This is a genomic window from Pseudomonas sp., assembly GCF_030147005.1.
In the GTDB taxonomy this organism is placed as follows: Bacteria; Pseudomonadota; Gammaproteobacteria; order Pseudomonadales; family Pseudomonadaceae; genus Aquipseudomonas.
The window spans coordinates 1-4,071 of record NZ_JASLAW010000217.1; the positions used below are offsets into that span (position 1 = coordinate 1).

The 4,071-nt window shown below is 60.4% G+C and carries 4 protein-coding genes; 2 read left to right on the forward strand and 2 right to left on the reverse strand.

Annotation, left to right across the window (positions count from 1 at the left end):
• Window positions 1-176: 176 nt before the first annotated feature.
• Both Q1V60_RS20435 and prlC read right to left on the reverse strand, forming a co-directional pair.
• Entirely contained in the window at window positions 177-452 is a 276-nt protein-coding gene (locus Q1V60_RS20435) for a YheV family putative zinc ribbon protein (RefSeq protein WP_300633975.1), read from the reverse strand.
• Window positions 449-2,500: an oligopeptidase A gene (prlC, locus tag Q1V60_RS20440; RefSeq protein ID WP_300633978.1), complete on the reverse strand. Its 2,052-nt coding sequence runs from the start codon at window positions 2,498-2,500 to the stop codon at window positions 449-451. The genes Q1V60_RS20435 and prlC overlap by 4 nt, the downstream gene beginning before the upstream one ends.
• A gap of 101 nt (window positions 2,501-2,601) precedes the next feature.
• On the opposite strand from prlC, the gene Q1V60_RS20445 reads away from it, so the two are divergent.
• Both Q1V60_RS20445 and Q1V60_RS20450 read left to right on the forward strand, forming a co-directional pair.
• Window positions 2,602-3,144, forward strand: coding sequence for a gamma carbonic anhydrase family protein (locus Q1V60_RS20445; RefSeq protein WP_300633980.1), 543 nt, complete (start codon window positions 2,602-2,604; stop codon window positions 3,142-3,144).
• Window positions 3,141-3,800 (forward strand): HAD family hydrolase, encoded by a 660-nt coding sequence (locus Q1V60_RS20450; protein ID WP_300633982.1) that lies wholly within the window; start codon window positions 3,141-3,143, stop codon window positions 3,798-3,800. The genes Q1V60_RS20445 and Q1V60_RS20450 overlap by 4 nt, the downstream gene beginning before the upstream one ends.
• Window positions 3,801-4,071: the final 271 nt, after the last annotated feature.

Here is a 4,071-nt window from a genome sequence, read left to right on the forward strand (position 1 = left end):
ACTGTGGCGAGGGAGCTTGCTCCCGCTGGGGCGCGAAGCGGCCCCAAAAATGGGTTTGCTATGCAGTCCAGCGGGAGCAAGCTCCCGCGCCACAGGTCGCAGGTTGTTCTGCTTTAGCGCTTAACTGACCGGCATTAGGGCAAGCGCCCTCTTACCTTTTGGATGGCGTAAGACCGTCAGCCTTTTTTCAGCTTCGGATTGGGAAAGAACTGCACCGCTTGCACCTTCGGGTCCGCCGGTGCTTTCAACGCCGACGTATTGACCCGCGTGCCCAATTCCTTGGGCACCGACAGGCCTTGGTCATTGAGCGTATCGGTATAACCACAGGCCACACACTCGCGGTGCGGCACGTCGTCTTCGGTCCACATCTTCAACTTGTCGGGCTCGCTGCACGCCGGGCAGACCGCCCCGGCGATAAATTGCTTTTTGGTAATCACAGGCCCTTCACTCATGCTGCCACGTCCTCACTCAGGCCGCAGTGGCGCAAGAGTGCGTCAATCGACGGCGCGCGTCCGCGGAAGTCGACGAACAACACCATCGGTTCCTGGGAACCGCCCCGCGCGAGTATGGCTTCACGGAAGGCGCGACCGGTCTGGGCATTGAGCACGCCGTCTTCTTCGAACTTGGAAAAGGCATCCGCCGACAGCACTTCCGCCCACTTGTAGCTGTAATAACCTGCGGCATAACCGCCAGCGAAAATGTGCGCGAAGCTGTTGGGAAAGCGGTTGTAGGCCGGTGGGCGCATCACCGAGACTTCATCGCGCACGCCTTCCAGCACTTGCGCCACACTGCGGCCATCGCCGTGGGTGGCGTGCAGTTCGAAGTCGAACAGCGAGAACTCAAGCTGACGCACCATCATCAGGCCGGACTGGAAATTTTTCGCCGCGAGCATTTTTTCCAGCAGGTCCTGCTGCAATGGCTCACCGCTTTCGTAGTGGCCCGAAATCAGCGCCAGGCCTTCAGGCTCCCAGCACCAGTTCTCCATGAACTGGCTCGGCAACTCCACCGCATCCCAGGCCACGCCGTTGATGCCGGACACGCCGGCATGTTCGACGCGGGTCAGCAGGTGGTGCAGGCCATGGCCGAATTCGTGGAACAAGGTGGTGACTTCGTCGTGAGTCAACAGGGCAGGCTTGCCGCTGTCGGCCGGGGTGAAGTTGCACACCAGATTGGCCACCGGGCTTTGCAGCACACCGTCGATCGTGCGGCGGCGGTCGCGGGCGCCGTCCATCCAGGCACCGCCACGCTTGTTGGCGCGCGCATACAGGTCGAAGAAGAAGCGGCCGACATGCTGGCCGTTTTCCTTGATCTCGAACAGGCGCACATCCGGGTGCCAGGCGTCGAAGCCCTTCTGCTCGGCGATTTCAATGCCGTACAGGCGCTGCACGATGGCGAACAGGCCGCCCAATACTTTGTCGATCGGGAAGTAAGCGCGCAGGGCTTCCTGGGACACGCTGTAGCGTTGCTCGCGCAGTTTTTCGCCGTAGAAACCGCTGTCCCAGCTCTGCAGGTCGGCGCAGCCTTGTTCGGCGGCGTAGGCCTTGAGCTGCTGCAGGTCCTGGGTCGCGAACGGTTTGCTGCGCTGGGCCAGGTCGCGCAGGAAACTCAGCACCTGGTCGCTGGACTCCGCCATTTTGGTGGCAAGGCTCAGTTCGGCGAACGATGCGTAGCCCAACAGCTGTGCCAGTTCCTGACGCAGGTCCAGGATCTGTTCCATCACCGGGCCGTTATCATTCTGACCGGCATTCGGGCCTTGGTCCGACGCGCGGGTGCAGTAGGCCGCGTAGACTTCTTCACGCAGGGCTCGGTCCTGGGCGTAGGTCATTACTGCGTAATAGCTCGGAAATTCGAGGGTGATCAACCAACCATCGAGCCCCTTGGCCTGGGCGGCGGCGGCCATTTGTGCCTTGGCCGAATCGGTCAGGCCGGCCAGCGTAGCTTCGTCGGTGACGTGCTTGGTCCAGGCCTGGGTGGCGTCCAGCAACTGGTTGGAGAATTTGCTGCCCAGCTCCGAAAGCTTGCTTTGCACTTCGGCGTAGCGCTTTTGCTGCTCCGGCGGCAAATCGATGCCCGACAGGCGGAAGTCGCGCAGGGAGTGTTCCAGAATGGTTTTCTGCGCCACATCGAAACCGGCGGCTTCCGGGCTGTTGGCCAAGGCTTCGAAGGCCTGAAACAGCTCACGGTTCTGGCCCATTTCGGTGGAATAGGCGCTCAATGCCGGCAGGCAAGCCTCGTAGGCTTCGCGCAGCTCGGCGCTGTTACATACCGCATTAAGGTGGCTGACAGGACTCCAGGCCGCGCCGAGGCGATCGTTGAGCTCGTCCATGGCCAGAACCAGGCCTGCCCATGTCGGATTTTTACCCTGGCTTTGCAGGATGTCTGCGATCGCTGCACGGTTATCGGCCAGGATCTGTTCGATGGCCGGCTGGACGTGCTCGGCACGGATCGCCGAGAACGGCGGCAGGTCGTAGGGCTGCAGAAGAGGGTTGTTCGCGCTCACGGTTGGCACCTTGGCTGAAGAAACAGATAAGACAAAGATGGGGCCATCTTAATTACAATCAACACCCACCGCAGCTATCAGTACAACAGAGAGAGGCTATCGTGACCCTTCGCACCTATCAGAACCACACGCCAACCCTGGGCTCCGGGGCGTTTGTCGATGTTTCGGCGGTGGTGATCGGCGATGTCGAAATCGGCGCCGACAGCTCAGTCTGGCCATTGACGGTGATTCGCGGCGACATGCATCGCATCCGTATCGGGGCGCGCACCAGCGTGCAGGACGGTTGTGTGCTGCACATCACCCACGCCGGCCCGTTCAACCCGGACGGTTTCCCGCTGTTGATCGGTGACGACGTGACCATCGCCCATAAAGTCATGCTGCATGGTTGCACCGTGGGTAGCCGCATCCTGATCGGCATGGGCAGCATCGTGATGGACGGCGCCGTGGTGGAAGATGACGTGATCATTGGTGCCGGCAGCCTGGTGCCGCCGGGCAAGAAGCTCGACAGCGGCTTTTTGTACGTCGGCAGCCCGGTTAAACAGGTCCGCCCGCTGACCTACAAGGAACGTGCCTTTTTCACCTACAGCGCGGCGAACTACGTGAAGCTCAAAGACCTGCACATCGCTGAAGGATTCGACCAATGACCTTGCATCACTCCACCGTCCTGTTCGACCTCGATGGCACCCTTACCGACCCACGCGAGGGCATCACCCGCTCGATCCAGTATGCCCTCGGCAAACTGGGCATCGATGAGCCGGACTTGACCAGGCTCGAACACTTCATTGGGCCCCCGTTGCTGCAAGCGTTCATGCAGTTCTATGGCTTCAACGAGGTTAAGGCGTGGGAAGCGGTGAATTTTTATCGCGAGCGCTTCAAGGTCACCGGGCTATATGAAAACCATGTGTTCGACGGCGTGATGCCCTTGCTGGAAGAACTGAGCAGCCAGGGCCGCCAGCTGTATGTGGCGACATCCAAGCCGTGGGAATTCGCCCGTGAGATCGCGCGGCATTTCGACTTTGCCAGGCACTTCAAGGTTATTTACGGCAGCGAGCTGGATGGCACGCGCACCAACAAGGTCGAGCTGATCGCGCACCTGGTGCGTGAAGAGGGGCTGGACCCAACCACCACCCTGATGATCGGTGATCGCAAGCATGACCTGATCGGCGCGCGCAGCAATGGGCTGGACTGCGCGGCGGTGGGGTATGGGTTTGGCAGTTTTGAAGAGTTGAATGCTGAGGCGCCGACCTGGCATTTCGAGACGCTGGCCGAACTGCACCAGGCGTTTATGGGCTCGCGTTGACATGCCTGGGGCGGGCCTCAGTCGTATTTTCACGGCCTGCGTCTGCGCGCAGGAGCGTTTGAGGCCTGGGAGCTTGCAGGGCGAGAGGACAGGTGTTCCGTGAGTCTATTTTTTCTGCGCAGGTAATCGGGAGACTGTCAGAAATTTTGTGTTCGGGCATAACATGTAGCTAGAGGTGCATGTATGCCGACAAAAAAGAAGCCCGCCAATGCAGCAGCGAGGGAGTTACCCTCGATCCCCCAAGAACTGATCGAGCAGTTTGTTAAAGGCC